General features: G+C 69.8%; 19 protein-coding genes and 3 pseudogenes. 16 read left to right on the top strand and 6 right to left on the bottom strand.

Annotated elements, in window-relative coordinates; genetic code table 11:
- Positions 1 to 299: 299 nt before the first annotated feature.
- From AV521_RS51310 to AV521_RS31925, 3 genes and pseudogenes are all read left to right on the top strand, one after another.
- Positions 300 to 816, top strand: a pseudogene (locus tag AV521_RS51310) (heavy metal translocating P-type ATPase); the annotation flags it as partial.
- A 220-nt stretch (positions 817 to 1,036) separates the two neighbouring features.
- A complete protein-coding gene (locus tag AV521_RS31930) occupies positions 1,037 to 1,306 on the top strand; it encodes an SHOCT domain-containing protein (protein WP_218639385.1) in 270 nt (89 codons plus the stop codon).
- Positions 1,307 to 1,443: 137 nt separating this feature from the next.
- Positions 1,444 to 1,944, top strand: coding sequence for a hypothetical protein (locus tag AV521_RS31925; protein ID WP_218639384.1), 501 nt, complete (start codon positions 1,444 to 1,446; stop codon positions 1,942 to 1,944).
- 299 nt (positions 1,945 to 2,243) lie between these two features.
- Here the strand turns inward: AV521_RS31925 and AV521_RS46870 are convergent.
- A pseudogene (locus tag AV521_RS46870) lies at positions 2,244 to 2,740 on the bottom strand (transposase); the annotation flags it as partial.
- A 137-nt stretch (positions 2,741 to 2,877) separates the two neighbouring features.
- On the opposite strand from AV521_RS46870, the gene AV521_RS31915 reads away from it, so the two are divergent.
- Together AV521_RS31915 and AV521_RS31910 are read left to right on the top strand one after the other, a co-directional pair.
- The gene (locus AV521_RS31915; protein ID WP_076093293.1) at positions 2,878 to 3,438 is read left to right on the top strand and encodes a GNAT family N-acetyltransferase; all 561 of its coding nucleotides are present in this window, start codon (positions 2,878 to 2,880) and stop codon (positions 3,436 to 3,438) included.
- A gap of 189 nt (positions 3,439 to 3,627) precedes the next feature.
- Positions 3,628 to 4,167 carry a GNAT family N-acetyltransferase gene (locus AV521_RS31910; protein ID WP_076093291.1) on the top strand — a complete coding sequence of 180 codons (540 nt, stop codon included), beginning with the start codon at positions 3,628 to 3,630 and terminating at the stop codon, positions 4,165 to 4,167.
- Positions 4,168 to 4,209: 42 nt separating this feature from the next.
- Here the strand turns inward: AV521_RS31910 and AV521_RS31905 are convergent, their stop codons facing one another.
- Both AV521_RS31905 and AV521_RS31900 read right to left on the bottom strand, forming a co-directional pair.
- On the bottom strand, positions 4,210 to 4,407 hold the full coding sequence (locus AV521_RS31905; RefSeq protein WP_076093289.1) for a hypothetical protein: 198 nt from the start codon (positions 4,405 to 4,407) through the stop codon (positions 4,210 to 4,212).
- Positions 4,408 to 4,547: 140 nt separating this feature from the next.
- Positions 4,548 to 5,042: an HPP family protein gene (locus AV521_RS31900; protein WP_143658685.1), complete on the bottom strand. Its 495-nt coding sequence runs from the start codon at positions 5,040 to 5,042 to the stop codon at positions 4,548 to 4,550.
- Between the two features lie 150 nt (positions 5,043 to 5,192).
- Between AV521_RS31900 and AV521_RS31895 the strand changes: the two genes are divergently transcribed.
- From AV521_RS31895 to AV521_RS31865, 7 genes are all read left to right on the top strand, one after another.
- Positions 5,193 to 5,462, top strand: a complete 270-nt coding sequence (locus AV521_RS31895; RefSeq protein WP_076093285.1) for a hypothetical protein — start codon at positions 5,193 to 5,195, stop codon at positions 5,460 to 5,462.
- 238 nt (positions 5,463 to 5,700) lie between these two features.
- Positions 5,701 to 6,159, top strand: a complete 459-nt coding sequence (locus tag AV521_RS31890; protein ID WP_076093525.1) for a Crp/Fnr family transcriptional regulator — start codon at positions 5,701 to 5,703, stop codon at positions 6,157 to 6,159.
- Positions 6,156 to 6,839 carry a CBS domain-containing protein gene (locus AV521_RS31885; RefSeq protein WP_371917085.1) on the top strand — a complete coding sequence of 228 codons (684 nt, stop codon included), beginning with the start codon at positions 6,156 to 6,158 and terminating at the stop codon, positions 6,837 to 6,839. The genes AV521_RS31890 and AV521_RS31885 overlap by 4 nt, the downstream gene beginning before the upstream one ends.
- Before the next feature lie 240 nt (positions 6,840 to 7,079).
- Positions 7,080 to 7,598 carry a hypothetical protein gene (locus AV521_RS31880; RefSeq protein WP_076093283.1) on the top strand — a complete coding sequence of 173 codons (519 nt, stop codon included), beginning with the start codon at positions 7,080 to 7,082 and terminating at the stop codon, positions 7,596 to 7,598.
- 28 nt (positions 7,599 to 7,626) lie between these two features.
- The gene (locus AV521_RS31875; RefSeq protein ID WP_256725749.1) at positions 7,627 to 8,256 is read left to right on the top strand and encodes a hypothetical protein; all 630 of its coding nucleotides are present in this window, start codon (positions 7,627 to 7,629) and stop codon (positions 8,254 to 8,256) included.
- Positions 8,257 to 8,359: 103 nt separating this feature from the next.
- Positions 8,360 to 9,298, top strand: a complete 939-nt coding sequence (locus tag AV521_RS31870; protein ID WP_256725748.1) for a hypothetical protein — start codon at positions 8,360 to 8,362, stop codon at positions 9,296 to 9,298.
- A gap of 28 nt (positions 9,299 to 9,326) precedes the next feature.
- On the top strand, positions 9,327 to 10,661 hold the full coding sequence (locus AV521_RS31865) for a Dyp-type peroxidase (RefSeq protein WP_076093278.1): 1,335 nt from the start codon (positions 9,327 to 9,329) through the stop codon (positions 10,659 to 10,661).
- A gap of 743 nt (positions 10,662 to 11,404) precedes the next feature.
- Here the strand turns inward: AV521_RS31865 and AV521_RS31860 are convergent.
- Both AV521_RS31860 and AV521_RS31855 read right to left on the bottom strand, forming a co-directional pair.
- Positions 11,405 to 11,995, bottom strand: a complete 591-nt coding sequence (locus AV521_RS31860; protein ID WP_076093523.1) for a hypothetical protein — start codon at positions 11,993 to 11,995, stop codon at positions 11,405 to 11,407.
- A gap of 36 nt (positions 11,996 to 12,031) precedes the next feature.
- Positions 12,032 to 12,742 carry a CBS domain-containing protein gene (locus AV521_RS31855; protein ID WP_076093521.1) on the bottom strand — a complete coding sequence of 237 codons (711 nt, stop codon included), beginning with the start codon at positions 12,740 to 12,742 and terminating at the stop codon, positions 12,032 to 12,034.
- A gap of 382 nt (positions 12,743 to 13,124) precedes the next feature.
- Between AV521_RS31855 and AV521_RS31850 the strand changes: the two are divergent.
- From AV521_RS31850 to AV521_RS31835, 4 genes and pseudogenes are all read left to right on the top strand, one after another.
- A pseudogene (locus tag AV521_RS31850) lies at positions 13,125 to 13,646 on the top strand (PEP/pyruvate-binding domain-containing protein); the annotation flags it as partial.
- A 56-nt stretch (positions 13,647 to 13,702) separates the two neighbouring features.
- Positions 13,703 to 14,194, top strand: coding sequence for a pyridoxamine 5'-phosphate oxidase family protein (locus tag AV521_RS31845; protein ID WP_076093276.1), 492 nt, complete (start codon positions 13,703 to 13,705; stop codon positions 14,192 to 14,194).
- Between the two features lie 247 nt (positions 14,195 to 14,441).
- Entirely contained in the window at positions 14,442 to 15,623 is a 1,182-nt protein-coding gene (locus AV521_RS31840; RefSeq protein ID WP_076093275.1) for a site-2 protease family protein, read from the top strand.
- Entirely contained in the window at positions 15,623 to 16,069 is a 447-nt protein-coding gene (locus AV521_RS31835) for an OsmC family protein (protein WP_076093273.1), read from the top strand. Before AV521_RS31840 ends, AV521_RS31835 begins: the two co-directional genes overlap by 1 nt.
- Positions 16,070 to 16,143: 74 nt before the next feature.
- Here AV521_RS31835 and AV521_RS31830 read toward each other — a convergent pair.
- Positions 16,144 to 16,308 (bottom strand): universal stress protein (locus tag AV521_RS31830; RefSeq protein ID WP_179023529.1); only part of this gene is annotated, 165 nt, incomplete at its 5' end.

Genomic DNA, 16,308 nt, shown 5'->3' with positions numbered 1-16,308 from the left:
CACGGCTGAGGCGCCTGACTTCGGCGGTAGCGTCCGCACGGCTCGCAGGTACCGGCGATCTCGCCGACCTCTTCTGGAGGCTGGGCACCTTGTCGGCCGTCGTTCCCGCCATCGGGTGGATGCTCACCGCGCTGCGCCACGGGCACGCGGGCGTAGATGTGATCGCCGTACTCGCGCTCAGCGGCACCCTGGCCGGTGCGCTGAGCGCACTGATGCCCGCCACCGGCCACACCGTGGAAGCAGCCGCTCAGCGGCGGGCCTCCCACGATCTACGTGCGCTGCTGGACCACGCACCGCGCTCCGCCGACATCGTCCTGACCACCGACCCGCGTCGACTGCCTCACCGACGCCGTCCCCATCGCCCAACGCGCCCGGCACATCGCCGTACAGAGCGCCCTCGGCGGCATGCTCATGTCCTGGCCGGCATGGGCGCGGCCAGCGCGGGACTGCTCCAGGAGGGCATCGACGCCGCCGTCATCTTCAACGCCCTGCGCGTCGACCGGGCCGCGCGACCCGCGCTCACCTTCGCCGTAGAACACGACGGCCTCCAGGACGTACTCGACTCCGTACGCGACGCAGCCGACCGCCTCTCCGACAGTTCCGGCGCCCCAGCCCTGACAGCCGTGGAGGAGACACACCGGCTGCTGACGGCTCCTGCCGCACGAGTAGGCCGAGGAACACAAGCTCTACCCCGCCCTCGCACCGACGCTCGGCGGTCCCGAGGCGGCGGCCACCATGAGCCGCGCCCACACCGATATGGAGCGCCTCTCCGGTCGTACAGCCACCCCAGATCGTCGAGTCGCTCGGAGGAGAGGCCCACGCAGGCGAGGTCCCGCTCCATTGAGCGAGGTCATGAGAGCGCCGTGACGTTCGTCAGCGTCCGTACCCCGGGAGTGGCTCCGACCGCCCAACGGCAAGAGGTACCGAGTGGCCCAGAAACGGGACCGATGAGCCCTTGGTGTCCTAGCCCGGCCGAGGCCCACCATGAACGAAGAAGGCGCTGTTCGAGACCTCGCAGGTGGAGGTGGTCGCGGTGATGTACTGGGATGGAGGCGGCTGGGCCTGGATGGCCTTCATGCCTCTGCTGTGGATCGCATTGATCGGCCTCGCCGTATGGGCCGTGATCCGCCTGACGCACGGCTCGTCCGGCGGCACCCCCGGTCCCGGCCAGGGCTGGGAAGGCCGTGAGCGCCAGGAGACCCCGGAGGAGATCCTCGACCGTCGCTATGCCTCGGGAGAAATCGACACGGACACATACGCAGAGGCCCGCGAACGCCTCGCCGCCCACCGGCCGAGGCCACAGTGACAGGGCTGCGCGGGCGCCGGATGCCGACGGCCGTGCTGATCGCCGCTGTGGCAGCGCTCCTCGCCTCCTTGATGTGGGTGGCAGGCGCCGGTCCGGGGCACGGGAGACTCGGGCCCGCGTCGCCCCGCCGTGCGGCGATGACGGCGGACGTGGTCTCTCGCGAAGGACCGGTGCACAGCCTGGCCGATGCCGGCCGCGCCGCCGCCCGCTTCGCCGACCGTTGGAGCCTGCGGGTCGGAGAGGTCATGCAGTTCAGCAACGGTTACTATGCCCAACTCCTCGACTCCCATGGCAAGGACGCCACCGAGGTACTCGTCGACCCGGGCAGCGGCACGGTCCGATTGGAGATCGGTCCAGCCATGATGTGGAACACCGCCTACGGCATGATGCCCGCCGGCGCCTGGCCCGGTGCCGTGAAGGTCGGATCCGGGCAGGCGGTACGGATCGCAGACCAGTGGCTCCGTGACCACCGCACCGGTCTGCGCGCCGCAGAACCCGAGCAGTTCCCCGGCTACTACACCCTGCACACTCTGCACGACGACCACATCGTCGGCATGCTTTCGGTCAACGCGACCACCGGGGACATCTGGTACCACTCCTGGCACGGCCGCTTCATCAAGATGCAGGAGCGCCCATGAGCGGCAGACCGTTGAGCGGCCGTCGCCTAGTTCACGCCGTAACGTACGCGTTGGCGCCTGGAGGGCCTAGGAACTCGGAAGCTGTCGGCATCGAAGCGTTGTGAGCAGCCGGGGTGGTGCCCGGCGCCCCGCTTCGCGCACAAGGCCCAGGACTGCACCCGTGCTTGTGCTGAGTGCTGGGCAGCTTCATGGACTGTGCCCGCGACGTTCTAGTGGCTGGTGCGGGCTTGGCGTTGGCGTCTGATGTCGGCGAAGGTCGTATGGCGGTGCGAGCCGGGACCACGACCCCCGGCGCCTCAGGATCGACGCTTCCACTTCTGACGTGCAAAGCCGGTGAACAGGCCGTGGACAGGGTGGTCGATCGCCCCGCGGGGGGTGGGTGTCGTGCCGGGTGTCGGCCATGGCGTGGAGGCCATGACGTGGAAGACATCGGCCTGCACCAGCTCGGACGCCGGCCCTTGCTGAAGCCGTGCGCGACATCCGCGGTCACCCAGCGAAACGGGATCCGGCCTGCGATGGCACGGCGGACCATCGCCTCGGCCGAAGCCACACATGCCAGGAAGGCGCCGATCTGGCAGTCCTCGGTCCGGCCAGCCGTACCGGAGTACTGCCGCTGCACGCCGGCCAACCGCGGCCCCTTCTTCACGAAGCCAGTGTCGTCCACGATCAGGACGGCGTCCGGGTCCACGAGATGCTCGACGATGTAGTCACGCACGCCATCGAGAACCTCGTCGGCGTCCCACTCGACCAGATTCAGCGCCGACTCACACGGCTCCGACCTGTTGAACCGGTGCATGAACCGCTCGTGAAGTATGGTCAGTTCTCCGGCTCACGCCCTGACACCAGCAAGGTCCCCTCCCCCGGCCACACCAACGACCGATCTGGCCAGCAGCCACCGCGAGTACTGCCGCAGTACTAGAGTGCCCTGTTGCGATCATTCCTCCTGAAGTACTTCCGGACGGCGCCGTGTTGCGGCTTGTCTCCGTGGACGACGCGGAGGCACTGCACGCTGCGTATGTGGCGAACCGGGAGTATCTCGCCCCTTGGGAACCTCGCCGACCGGACAGCTCCTTCACCGTCGCGGGGCAGGCCGAGCGCATCGCCGAGCGTTTGAGGGAATTCACGGAACGCCGTGTCGTGCCCTGGGTGTTCGAGTACCACGGCTCGATTGTCGGCACGATCACGCTCTCCGGACTGGTCTTCGGGCCTTTCCGCAGCCCATCTCTGGGCTACTGGGTGGCCGCCGACCGGCAGGGCCGGGGGCTGGCCGGCGCGGCTGTGGCCAGCGTCTGCCACGCGGCCCGCAACGTCATCGGCCTGCACCGCATCGAGGCCACCACGCTCCTCGACAACGTGCCTTCGCAACGTGTGCTGGAGAAGAACGGTTTCGAGCCGATCGGCATGGCTCCACGCTATCTGCACATCGACGGGGAGTGGCGGGATCACCGGCTGTTCCAGCGGATCCTGCACGACAGTCCGCCGCCATCGGACTGACCGCCGCCGAGGCGTCTTGCTCGGGCCATGCACCAGGGCGCACCAGGGCCTGCCCGGCGGGTCTTTCCGGGTGCGCGCCGTCGGGCGTCCTGCCGGAGCGCGGCTTGATGTGTGGAAGAGTCGGACGCCATTGCCCACGCCGGCCATACGAGGTCGAACCGTGTGGTCGAGAGGATCAGGAGTCGTTCCATGTCCGATGAGATCACGCTGCGCCCGGTGACCGCCGACGATCTCGATCTGTTCGAACGCGAGTTCAACGGGCCGGAGGGGGTCGGCAAGTACCAGTGGTTCGGCTTCGGTTCACCGGCCGGCCTGCGCCGGCAGTTCGCGGAGACCGGCCTGCTCAGCCCCGACGGCGGCGTGCTCTCCGTCGCGGAGGCGGGCCGGACGGTGGGCCGGGTCGAGTGGTTCGCCAGCACCTGGGGGCGGCCCGCCACCTCCACCTGCTGGACCCTGGCGATCGGCCTGGTGCCCGCCGCGCACGGCCGCGGCATAGGCACCCAGGCCCAGCGACTGCTGGCCGAGTACCTCTTCGACCACACCAGGGCGGAACGGCTCCAAGCCTGGACCGACTGCGCCAACATCGCCGAGCAGCGCGCGTTGGAGAAGGCAGGCTTCGTCAGGGAGGGCGTTCTGCGCTCCGCGCAGTGGCGCGGTGGCCAGTGGCACGATCAGGTGATCTTCTCCATGCTCCGCGCGGAGCGGTCCGGCGGCGAACCAAGACCGTGATCGACGTGACAAGTCTTTGGTTCCTGAGCAACTGGAGCCTCGTCAGGCGCCCACGTCGAGCGCCTGCCGGAACTGTCCCGCAGCCCCGCCGGGCAGCCCCTGTGCTGCGTTCTGGCGACAGTCGGCAACCTCGGTCACGCCGATGGAGACGTTGTCCCAGGTGATGACCTGAAGGGACGGGATCGACAGCGTGACCGTGCGCAGGGTGGCCTTCCACATCCGGTCCACCGGCGGGATCATGAACCGGATATCCGGTCCCGTACATTAGGCAGTTCCCCGAAGCGGAACACGACACCACGTTGGTACTGCGGGACGATCGCGACTCCGAGATGCGCGATCCGTCCCGCCCACGGGGCCGAGCGGCCCTCATGGGCCGCCTACTACGGAATGACGATTCCGCGGTCCCGCGCCGCACGGCGCGGCGGCAGTCCCGGCAAGGTCGCGCGTGCGGGGCCCTGGGCGACAGGCTTGGCCCCGCTCGGCAGACCTGCGGCGGAGGCGACGTAGTCACGGGCCGTGAGCACACCGACCAGCCGTCCGTGCGGATCCGTGACCGGCACGGCGTCCAGGTCCTCCTGCGTCATCACGGCTGCCGCGCGCAGGGCCGAGTCCTCGGGGTGAACCGTGACGGTCCGGCGGGCGTGCACGAGGTCGCGCACCTTGCGACGGGACAGTGCTGTAGCGGCTGCCGCGCAGACCACGGCGAGTTCGGCACGGTCCAGGAGTCCGGAACAGCAGCCGTCCCCGCGGACCACGGGGAGCTGACGCTGCTCGGACCTCTCCATGACCTCCCAGGCCATGACCACGCTCTCGTCCTCGCTGATCGCGTACGGGGCGGCATCCATCAGGCTCCGCACCACTGGTTGCTCGTTCACGGCTGCCCTCCTTGCTGCATGGCGGCGTCAGCGCGGCGTCGCGTACTCTTTCACGCTCGTCCCGCCCGTGCCCTCTGTCATGGGGCCGCATGGCCCCGGCACATACCACTCGCCCCACATCCGCCCCGGAGTACGGGGCCACTCGGCCCGGTGTCGTACCCGGTGAGCCGCTGTCTGCGCAGGTCACCCGCCTGGACGCTGAAGAGACAGCGTCCTGAAGCAACCGACCTGAACCATGACATGCTCAAGGTCTTCCACGACCTGAGCCTGCGCGTCACCCGTCACTTCGACGGTCCCGAGGTCCGCCGCGCCGTGGAACTCACCGAGGACGAGACCTACTTGAATGCCGTCGGGGCCCGGGCCCGGGTCGCCGACGTCATCAGCATGCGGCCCTGCTGCGGCCCGGCACCGTCGCCGTAAAGACGGTGATCGCGGGGTTGCCGGAGCGGCTGAGGGCCGACGGACTCCTGGACCCGCGAGAAGCGAGGGCGCCCTTCCCGCTCGGTCATGCGTCTCTCCTACCGCGTACCTCCAGCGTGAGGCGCGGCGGACTCCGTGACATGGGCCGAAGGGCCCCCGGTCGGGCCCTGGCGGCCCGTGGTACCGGGCGCCGGGCGCGGTAAGGCTGGAAGCACACGTCATGAAGGGAGCCGGTGCGATGACCTCCGCCACCACCATGAGCATGGCGCTTGAGCCCATGCACCGCGAACGGCTGATGCACCTCGCCCGCGAGGTCTCCTTCGAGGCCGGGACCCGCCTGTTCGACGAGGGCCGACACGCCGACCGCTTCTGGATCGTGCGCACCGGTACCGTCGCCCTCGACCTGCACGTGCCCGGCCGCCGGGCCGCCGTCATCGAGACCCTCGGTCATGGCGAACTCATCGGCTGGTCCTGGCACTTCGCGCCGTACAGCTGGCACCTGGGCGGCGAGGCGACGAGCCCCGTGCGGGCCTGGGAGTTCGACGCCGAAGCCGTGCGGTCCTTGTGCGCCGAGGACGCCGAGTTCGGCCGGGCCGTAGCGGTCTGGGTCGGGCGCGTGGTCGCCCAGCGACTGCACGCCTCCCGGATCCGCCTGCTCGACCTGTACGCCCCCTACGGCAGCGGGGGCCTGGTATGACCACACGATCTCGTGAGGAGGAGACCCTGCAGGACAGCCCGCACCGGGTGGGCGACGTGATGACGCGTGCCGTCGTCGCCGTGGGCCGCAGGACCCAGTTCAAGGACATGGTCGAGCGCATGGAACAGTGGCAGGTCAGCGCACTTCCCGTGCTGGAGGGCGACGGCCGGGTGGTCGGGCTCGTGTCCGAGGCCGACCTGCTGCCCAAGGAGGAGTTCCGGGACAGCGATCCGGACCGGTTGACCCAGCGGCGCAGGCTGTCCGACCTGTCCAAGGCCGGGGCTGTGTCCGCCGAGGAGCTGATGAGCGCCCCGGCCGTCACCGTGCACGCCGACGCCACACTCGCCGAGGCCGCGCGCATCATGGCGCTGCGGCACATCAAGCGGCTGCCCGTGGTGAACACCGAAGGCCTGCTCGAAGGCGTGGTCAGCAGGGGCGACCTGCTGAAGGTGTTCCTGCGCCCGGACAACGACCTCGCCGACGAGATCCGGCGCGACGTCATCGACGTACTGTTCCCGGCTCCGGTCGAGCCCGTGCACATCACGGTCGTCGACGGCGTCGCGACGCTCACCGGCCGGGTCCAGGACGCCTCCCGGATATCGCTCGCCGCCCGCCTGGTGCGTGGCGTCGAGGGCGTGGTGGGCGTGGACTGCCGACTCACTGCGGCCGGTGAGGGCTAGGGCCTGTCCGATGGATCCTGCCGCAGACGCGGGGGCCGACGCGCCCATCTGCGGCGTTGTCGTCGGTCCCCGACACGGCACGGCACGGCACGGCACGTGCGGCCGTCGGCAACGAGTGTGATCACCGAGCCGCTTCGGTCAGCCTAGTGCGGGAATCACCCGGAGCCTGCCCCCGCCCCCCGTAGGCTGGCCAAGGCCTGTGGCCGTGCGGTGGGCAACAGGCGTGGCCACACTGGAAACATGGAAGGTCAGCCTCCCATACAGGGCCCGCCCCCGGCGGACGGGGACGTCGCGGAACGACGGGATTACGCGGGGGCCGTGTATGGCTCGCTGCTCGCCGCCTCGGTGGTGCTCGGGGCCTCGCTCGGTTCGTTTCCGCGGCTGCACCTCGTTCTCCTGCTGCTCGGCACAGCGGTGGTGTTCTGGGCCGCGCATGTCTTGGCCCGGCTGTTCGGGGAGCGGATCATGTACGTTCCGGTGAACGGCGAGGAGATCCGGCGGGTGTGTGCGGCCGAGTGGCCGATCATCAAGGCGGCCGTTCCACCGGCCGTGGCCGTAGCCGTCACACCCTTGCTGGGCATCGGTCCGAGAGGGGCGGCGTGGCTTGCCCTGGGCGTGGCGCTGGCCGGTCATGTCGGCTGGTCCACGGTCGCTACCAGGCGCGCGGGGGCCACAGGCCGCATGGTGGTGACCGCCGCGGCGGTCAACCTGGTGCTCGGCCTGCTCGTCGTGGTCCTCAAGGTCGCGCTGACGCACTGACGCACTGACATCGTCGCGGTCGGAACCGTTGATCAACCCCCGCCCGCTCAGCAGGCGCACCCAGTCGTCGGGTGCCACGCTGGAAATGGCCCGGTCCCGCCTCTGGAATGCGGAAGGAGCGGACATGGAGATCAAACCGCAGGCAGTCGTCATCCCAAAGGAAACCGACCAACTGGAACAGGGGAAGTACGGCCCCGTCTTTCCGAGGACTCCCGCCTGCTACGGGTTCACCATCGTCGCGAAGGTCAAACCGGGCAGGGCCGATACGATGCGCGAGTACGGTTACACCCTGGCCAAGGCGCTGGAGCAGGATCCGTACCTTCTCGCGCCTTTGAAGCTGCACTATCTGCGCTGGGTTCTCTTCGACGACGACACGCGCTTCATGTATCAGGGGATCTTCGACACCGACTTCGACAAGTACACCGAGGACGCCGTCGCCCTTTTCAGCAAGGCGGGTGTGAGCACCGCCTTCGAGAACCTCGAAGGATTTCCCGACGACTGGCGCACGAACCCCGACGCGTTCGTGCGCTTCGTACGGGAACACCACTGTCCGAGCTTCATCGAGTACGGAGAGTATCCGTATGTGACGGCGGACGAGATCAAGAAGGCCTTGCGGATCAAGAACTCCCTGTCGGAGATGCTCGACCAGATGCAGTGAGACGGTCAGAGGCGATGAGACGGTTGCAATGAGTGAAGTCAGGACCGCGCGCACGTACAACCAGAGGCACATTCCGCGGAGGTACACCCCTGGCGGGCGGCGCGTGAGCATCTACGTCTCGTGGAGCTATCCGGCCGAGGCCGGTCGCGATACGGCCGAGCTGGACAACCGCTTCTCCACGATGACCGAGGTCAGGCGGGTGGCGTGGCCGGCCTATGAGGACCCGCAGTGGTCCGATCCCTATCGGTTCCAGCAGGGCATCGCAGGGTCGCTGGAGCTGTTCTTCTGGGCCTGGGTGCCGTTCCAGGACTTCGTCGAGGAGGTCACGGGTCACCCCGTCCCGGTGTATCAGCGCATCGACCAGGCAGGTTTCTTCACCCCGCTCGACGAGCGGGTGCTCGACGACACCGACGTCCTGTTCGTGTTCGGCCTGGACCACGCGGTCACCGAGCAGGAGGCCCGACCCGGAGAGATCGAGGCCCTGCGTGCGTTCCTCGCCCGGGAGGACGCCCGTATCGTCCTGGGCCCGCACCACGACGTGGGTGCATCGGACGACCCGACGGTACGGGAGATGGAATACCGCCACCACGGAGATCCCCTGGTCCCCCGCCAACAGCGATTCGCCACCTACGTAAGGGACTTGATGCGGGGCCTCGGCGTACCGGTGATGAACCGGTACGGGCTGCGCCCGGCAACGCGCGAGGGCAATCAGATCGTCCCGCTGTCCACGGTCCGGGACCTGGACCCGAAGGGCTGGCTGGACGGCGTGACGAACTTCAACTTCCACATGCACCTGCCGCACTACGATGTGACGACCGACGCACCGGGCGCCGTACACGTGCTGGCCAGGCAGCCGATCGACATGTCGAGGCCGCACCCGTTCACCGAGGCCGGCAACACCGAGTTCAACATGTTCCTGTCGATGCCTTCCGGCGGTGACCGCGCGGCCGACCTGCTCCTGGCGGACTCGACGATCTTCAGCTCCTTGTTCGGCGGGGACGAAAGCCTGCGGAACTTCTGGCGCAACCTCGTCTCCAAGTAGGGCGTTGAGAGCCGCGAGGAGGTCAACCGTGAGCGTGCACGCGGACGACAGACTGGAACTCGACGATATCCAGCGCGGGGTCCTCAGCCCACGACCGACGCCCTATGCGGCGACCTATCTCGTCTTCCGCATCGACGACCGGGATGCGGGACGGGAGTTGATGCGGCGGGCGAGTACGGCGGTGACCTCCGCGGCGGATCCGGTCAGCCCTTTGGGCGACACGTGGGTGAGCGTGGCCATCACCTGTCCCGGCCTGAAGGCGCTGGGGGTGCCACACGCCTCACTGGACACGCTCGCCTGGGAGTTCAGGCAGGGGATGGCCGCCCGGGCCAGAACGCTGGGCGATGTCGGCGAGAGCAGTCCGGAGCGTTGGGAAAGGCCATTGGGCAGCCCCGACGTGCACGTGGTGTTCGCAGCGGTCGCGCCCGACCCCGCGCGCCTGGAGGCGGCCGTCGACCGTGCCCGCCCGGCGTACGACGGGCAGTCCGGCGTGACGGCGACATGGCGCCAGGACTGCTACGCGCTGCCCACCGAGACCGAGCATTTCGGCTATCGCGACGGGGTCAGCCATCCGGCCGTCGAAGGCAGCGGCATACCGGGATCCAACCAGTTGGAAGTACCTCTGAAAGCAGGCGAGTTCGTCATCGGCTACCGGGACGAACTCGGCGGCGTCCAGAGTCCACAGCCGACCGTGCTCGGACGCAATGGCAGTTACGCGGTCTTCCGCAAGCTCCATCAGAACGTCGCCGAGTTCCGACGGTATCTGAAGGACAACTCCACCGGGCCCCAGGACGAGGAACTGATCGCCGCGAAGATCATGGGGCGCTGGCGCAGCGGCGCTCCCCTGGCGCTGGCTCCCGAGCACGACGATCCCGCTCTCGGCGCCGACGCTCACCGCCGTAACACCTTCCTGTACGAAGGCGACGATCCGATGGGCTTCAAGACGCCCGGCGGCTGTCACATCCGCCGGGCCAACCCTCGTGATGCCGCGGTAGCAGGGGAAGTACGGCTGCACCGCATGATCCGGCGCGGCGCCGTCTACGGTCCGCCGCTGCCCGAGGGGGTACTGGAGGACGACGGAGCCGACCGCGGCCTCATGTTCGCGTTCGTCGGCGCACACATCGGGCGGCAGTTCGAGTTCGTCCAGTCGCAATGGATGAACGACGGCGTCTTCTTCGGCGCGAACGACGCCAAAGACCCCGTCACCGGCTCCCACGACGGGTCCGCCGGTTTCACCATTCCCCAGCGGCCGCTGCGCCGCCGCCTCGCCCCGCTGCCCCGGTTCGTCGTCACCCGAGGAGGCGAGTACTGCTTCCTGCCGAGCCTGACCGCCCTGCGCTGGCTCGGCGAACTCCACGACTGACAGTGGAGAAGCCGATGGAGACGCTGCACCTGGTGCTCAACGCGGTCACCGTCATCCTCATCGCGGCCACCATGTTCGCCGAAGGCCTGGGTTCCACCGTATCGGCACTTGTGGGACGTCATCACCGACGTGCCGCTCCGTCGGCTGCATCGTCTTCGCTTCCGCGCGGGCGGCCTCCTCACCGCCCCGATGTGCCATCGGCCTGCTGCTACACCGCCCCTACGCCACGCCCACCGCACAGTCACGGCACGCCACGGCAGCGTCCGTCTCCAACGTGACGTTCCTGATCGTGCTGACGGGCATGCTGCTCGGCAACTGGTGGGACGTCGTCGCGCTCCCCGGTTCGCCTTGCCCGCCTCACCGGGTTCCTGCTCTCGGCCGCCGCCTTCATCGTAGGAACGCTCCTGGCCATGGCCACAGGCCCGGCCGTGCGGCGAACCACCATGCGGGGCATCGCCTCGGTAGGCAACACCGGTGCCGCACCCGCCACGATCGGCATCGCCTTCGACGGCCGGCCCGCCATCCTGCTCAGCGGCCTGGCAGCAGCCCTGACCATCGCCACGCTGCTCAGCGGCCGGCGAAGTGCTCCAACGGCCGTAGGAACGGATGCGTGCGACGCCATGCCCGCCGGTATGGAAGATCGCGGCGCACCGGGCCGGGCCGACGTCGGCCTCCTGGTGTGGTCCAGGCTCGACGTGCCTTTGCCGGCTCCGCCGCAGGCCCGCCCGGCAACCAGCCGTGGATCACCGGAGCTTCCTCCACTCAGGTCCGCCCCACTGCGGTCCGATCTGCTGCCACTCCTCGTCCCACTCGGCCATGCGCCGCCGGATGAGCCGGGCGCGGACCACCCGTCCCCCGCCCCAGACCGTGGCGCCGACCGACGGGGCGACGAGGACGCCCGCCATGACCGCCTGCAGCGTCGCCGCACCACCGGTGAGGGGGGCGGAGACCACCCGGTCGTTGGCGTCCGTCCAGACCGTGATCCGGGTGCCCACCGGAGCGCCCGGGAAGAACTTCGCCTGGCCCTTGTGGACCGAGCCGTCCGCGTCCGTCCAGCGGACGGCGGCCCACACCCGACCGTCGTCGTATCCACCCGTGCCGACCGGGGTCCGCGCCGCGTCGTCGGTGAGTACGGCGGACACCGCGTGCACCCGGGTCGGCCGGTCGACGGCCTGCGCCGCCAGCACACCCGCGACAACTCCGGCGAGAACCGCGAGTGTCCAGATGGCAAGCACGATCCAGCCCTCGACGACGTCGCTGTGCCGCCGCAGCGGGTTGGGCCGCCAGTGCCACAGCCTCACCGGGGTGACCGTCGTGGAAGGTGTCGGAGCCATCGTCGCCACCGCCTGTCCTGCGCCGGCGGATCTGCCTCAGGCCGTGCGGGCCCGGCCGGTGTCCGGGACGTCCGGGAGGTCGGGGTCGAGGTCCGGGTGGCGCGGCGGGCCGGTCAGTGCGCATTTCACGTCGACGACGCCCGGCACCGCCCGGGCGAGCCGGGCCGCCAGCGTGATCAGGACGGTCTCGCGGACCCGCCCGGCGAGCGAGACGACTCCGTCCTGCACGTCGACCCGGATCGCGTCCGCGTGCGTGCCGAAGAGCCGTACGACGATCTCGCGCCGCACCTCATCCGCGATGTCCTCGTCGTCCCGCAGGAAGACCTTCAGCAGGTCGGAGCGGCTGACGATGCCCTTCAGGGTGCCGTCGTGGCCGACGACCGGCAGCCGTTTGACCCGGCTGCGGGCCATGATGCGCGCGGCGTGAGCGAGAGTGGCGTCAGGCCGCACGGTGACGGCCGGGGCGGTCATGAGCTCGCCCGCGGTCACCGCGTCCGCCTTGCGCACGTCCGCGAGGTATGCCGACTGCCCGTAGCGCCCGATGTCTCCGTCGCCGAACTCCTCCTTGGCCAGCAGATCGGCCTCGGACACCACGCCTACCACCACTCCGGCGTCGTCCAGCACGGGCAGTGCGCTGACCCGCCATTCCTGCATGGCCTGCACGATGTCCTTGAAGACCGCACCGGTGCGCAGGGCGACGACCCGGTGGGCCATTACGTCGTTCACAACCGTCGGAGTGCCGTTCATGGCGCCCTCCAAGGGCTCGACCGCCGTCATCGGACACCTTCAGGCTGCGGCCTCGGACTGCCCGAGTCATGGGCCGAATGGGCCCGAGCCGATACCCCCGTCGGCCCGAGCTCCTTGGGGAAACGCCGGCTTCGGGACGGCGGGGCGTGTCAGTCCAGCACCGTGCCGCCGCTCTGCGGACTCCTGCCTTCCCAGGAACCCGCCGAGCTGATCCGCCCGATCGGCCGTGTTGCACAACCCACTGCGCCGACCGTCGAGCCGCCGCGACCGCCCCGGCACGGGCCGATCGGCCCAGTACGGGGGACCGTGGGCACCTCCCCCGCTGTCCGGTCCCGGCCGACGCTGGAGTCGTACGGAGACCGCACTGTCGAGGAGTGCCGCCATGGTCCGTTATGTGTACGACGTCCAGGACGGGGACCAGGACCTGGCCGACCTGCTCGGTGGCAAGGGCGCGAATCTGGCCGAGATGACCCGGCTGGGCCTGCCGGTGCCGCCCGGGTTCACCGTCACCACCGAGGCGTGCCGCGCCTTCCTGGCCACCGGTGAGGAGCCGGAGGGCATGTCCGCGCAGGTGTCCCGGCATCTGTCGGCGCTGGAGAGAGCCGCCGGGCGGCTGCTCGGCCAGTCCGACGACCCGCTGCTGATCTCCGTACGCTCCGGAGCGCGGTTCTCCATGCCCGGCATGATGGAGACGGTCCTGGACATCGGGCTGAACGACGCCTGCGTGCTCGGCCTCGCCAAGGTCTCCGGCAGCGACCGGTTCGCCTGGGACTCCTACCGCCGACTGGTCCAGATGTACGGCAGCACGGTGATGGGCGTCGACCTGGCCCTGTTCGACGAAGCTACGACCCTGTTCAAAGAGGCCCGCGAGGCACCGGACGACCTGCACCTGGACGTGTCCGACTTCGGCCGACCGAGGTCGGCGGGGACAGCAGCCAGACACCCATGAAGAAGCCAGCCATGATGCGTGACAGCAAGCCGACACCCCACCGCATCGAGCTCGACCGGGCCGAGGCCCTGCGGCTGCTGAGCAGCGTGTCACTGGGCAGGATCGTCTTCACCCTGCAGGCGCTGCCCACCGTCCGCCCGGTCGCCCATGTGATGGACGGCGGTGACATCGTCATCCGCACCCGCGAGGGCGCGGCCCTGGCTTCCCCGGCGCAGGAGGGCGACGGCACCGGCGTGGTGGTCGCCTATGAGGCCGACGCCATCGACCCCGACACGCACCTCGGCTGGAGCGTGGTGGTCACGGGGTACGCCCGCCTCGTCACCGATCCCCACGAACTGGCCCGGGTGCGGTCCCTGCTGCGCCCCTGGGCACCGCAGCAGGGACTGGACCAAGCGGTCCGTATCCATCCCGAACTGGTCACGGGTGTGATGCTCATCCACATGCTCACGCAGGCGGGTGAGGCACGGGAGCACGACCAGCAGACGGGACGGGGGCGCGGCTGAGGCGGTGCGGGCTCACCTCGCCCCACACCGGCTCAGTCGCTCTCGCCGGCTCGACAACGATCCGGGTGAGAAGGGTCCCGCCCGGCCTACTCAGCCGTGTCGGGCCGTGCCGGGGCCGACCTGTCCCCGACGAGAGCCGACCGGCCCCTCCAGCCCGGACGGTTACCGCCGCACGCTGAAGGTGCCGCGGACCTGCTCCGTGTCATGCGAGACCGCTCAGCGAAAGCCGGAAGGTGAGGCGAGGTTCATGGACGAGACACTGTCCCTCGGCCGGATCGCCGGTGTCCGGATCGGCCTGCACTGGAGCGTGCTGGTGATCATCAGCCTTGTCACTGTCGCGCTGGCGCACGGCCGGTTCCCCGCCGCCCACCCGGGTCACTCCGCCTTCGCGTACTGGGCGCTCGCCGTACTGACCGCTGTCGTGTTTCTCGTCTCGCTGCTCGCTCACGAACTGGCGCACGCCGTGGTCGCGCGGCGCAACGGCGTCCAGGTGGAGGGCATCACGCTGTGGATGCTGGGCGGTGCCGCCCGGCTGCGGGATGAAGCTCCGTCTCCGGCCGCCGAATTCCGGATCGCCGGTGTGGGTCCGCTGACGAGTCTGCTGGCCGGTGCCGCGCTGGGCGGCATCGCTGTGGGACTGAACGCGCTGCACACGTCGGGGCTGGTGGTCGAGGCGGTCACCTGGCTGGCCGCGATCAACGTCCTGCTCGCCGTGTTCAACGCGCTGCCCGCCGCCCCGCTGGACGGTGGCCGGCTGCTACGGGCGTATCTGTGGCACCGCACCGGTGACCGGCTGCGGGCCACTCGGGGCGCGACGGCGGCGGGCCGGGTGCTGGGCTGGTTCATGGTGCTGTCCGGGTTCGCGGACGTGCTGTTCGCCGGTGACCTCGCCGGCCTGTGGCCCGCACTGATCGGCTGGTTCCTCATCACGGCGGCCACCGCCGAGGCCCGGCAGGCGCAGATCCGGGGCCTGCTGGACGGCGTCCCCGTAGGTCCCGTCATGACACCGGACCCGGTCACCGTCCAGGCGACGGCGACGCTCACCGACTTCCTGGCCGAAGGGCCCTTCGGCCCGTACCGGCACTCGGCGTTCCCGGTCCTGGCGGCAGACGGTTCGGTCGTCGGCCTGCTCACCGTGCGGCGCGTGGACGCGACACCAGCGCAGGCCCGTGCGCACACGACGGTCCACGAGGTGATGCGCCCACTCGGCGAGGTCGTCACAGCCACTCCTGAGGAGCCCGTGCTCGACCTGCTTCCTCGTCTGGAGGAAAGCCCCACACGTCGCGCCCTGGTCCTCGACCGCGGCCGACTCGTCGGCATCCTCACCGTCGCCGACATCACCCGCGCCCTGGCCTGGCCCACCACCGCCACGCGTCCCGGTCCCGACGGGCCGCCCGAGCACCGTCCGGAGCTTTCGAAGGAGACGTGATGACCAACACGACCCTGCCCGCCGTCCCGCCCGCTCCCCTGCCGCTGCCGCCTGGTCGTGTGGAGGTGAACTACTTCGGGCGCCAAGCCTTCCGGGTGACGATGCGCGGCCACACCCTCGTCACCGATCAGCCGCTCGAAGCGGGTGGCGACGACCTCGGCCCCACACCCGTCGAACTGTTCGTCGTCTCCCTCGCCACATGCGTCGCCCACTACGCGGCGCGCTTCCTGGAACGGCACCAGCTCGACGCCGAACGCCTCGGCGTGACAGCCGAGTTCACGATGGCCGACGACCGGCCGGCCCGCGTGGGCTCCGTGCGCCTGCACGTCACGGCGCCGCCGGAGCTGAGCGAGGCGCGCCGCGAGGCGCTGCGTGCCGTGATCGACCACTGCACGGTCCACAACACACTGCGGCACACACCGCAGGTCGTGGTCGAGTTCGGCTGACTGTCTCTCCGGGTCGAGCACGGGCACCGTTCGGCACCGCGCTGGATCATGGTCCGCTCAGGTCATGCGGGTCATCAGGAATGCTCGGGTACGACGGCCACCGGGCACGCCGCGTGATGCAGTACGCCGTGGGCGACACGGCCGAGCTGGAGCCCGAAGTGACCGTGCCGACGCCGGGCGCCGACGACGAGCAGGTCGGCCTCGTAGGACGCGGCGATCAGGACGTCGCGGGCACGGCC

Source organism: Streptomyces sp. IMTB 2501 (genome assembly GCF_001953885.1).
Taxonomy (GTDB): domain Bacteria; phylum Actinomycetota; class Actinomycetes; order Streptomycetales; family Streptomycetaceae; genus Streptomyces.
This window is presented reverse-complemented; position numbering and strand designations above follow the sequence as displayed.